Here is a 1,010-nt window from a genome sequence, read left to right on the forward strand (position 1 = left end):
CTAGATGAATGAGTCCAAGGGTTCGCCTGCGGACATGGCGCGAGGGCGTCCAGGGTCAATGTGTGACGAAAGACCTGGACACCCTCGCAACGGCACTCTATGCCCGGATCGACGATGAGTTGAAGGCTTCGCCCGGACTGGCTCCGGCGCGCCCGGCGATCGGAATCTCCCCCACGCTCAGTGACGCCGAACTGCTCACCCTGGCGGTGATGTCGGCTCTGCTGGGTTACACCTCCGAGCGCCGCTGGCTGCGCCGCGCGCACCGCGACTTCCGGCACCTGTTCCCCTACCTGCCCCAGCAGTCCGGATACAACAAGCGCCTGCGCGCAGCGTCGGGGCTGCTCACTAGCATGGTCAGGGTCCTGGCCCGGGACACCTCGCTGTGGAGCGACGACGTGTGGGTGGTCGACTCCACGCCGGTCGGGTGCGGCTGTTCGCGGGAAACCGCCAAGCGCTCCGACCTGGCCGGCTGGGCGCAGTACGGCTACTGCGCGTCGCACTCCCGGTACTTCTGGGGGCTGCGCCTGCACCTGGTCTGCACGTTGGGCGGCCTGCCCGTGCTGTTCGCGCTGACCGGCGCGAAGGCCGACGAGCGTGAGACCTTGCGCGACATGCTCGACACCGCCCCCGACGTCACTGCCACGCACGTGGGCCAGACGATCATCGGGGACAAGAACTACTACGGGCGCGAGTTCGAGTGTGACCTTGCCGAGCGTGACCTGGTGCTGATGCGTCCGGCCCGCAAGGGCGAACCCGAACGGGCCGGAGCGCACCTGTTCAAGCCCTTGCGGCAGACCATCGAGTCGATCAACCAGACCCTCAAAGGCCAGCTCGACCTGGAACGACACGGCGGCAAGACCCCAGCCGGCGTGGCCGTCCGGGTCCTGTCCCGCGTTCTCGCCCTGACCGCCGCCATCTGGTTCAACGACAGGACCGGACAACCCGTCAAACGATCACTGACTGCCTACGATCACTGACCGCAACCACACCCCTTGGACTCATTCATCTAG

Annotated in this window: 1 protein-coding gene; it reads left to right on the forward strand. The window is 66.7% G+C overall.

Translation table 11 applies throughout. From position 1 onward, the window contains the following. The first annotated feature begins 62 nt into the window (after positions 1 to 62). Positions 63 to 977 (forward strand): IS982 family transposase, encoded by a 915-nt coding sequence (locus AB0I68_RS39195; RefSeq protein ID WP_363182226.1) that lies wholly within the window; start codon positions 63 to 65, stop codon positions 975 to 977. The last annotated feature ends 33 nt before the right edge of the window (positions 978 to 1,010 follow it).

The sequence above is a fragment of the Streptomyces sp. NPDC050448 genome (assembly GCF_040655295.1).
GTDB lineage: Bacteria > Actinomycetota > Actinomycetes > Streptomycetales > Streptomycetaceae > Streptomyces.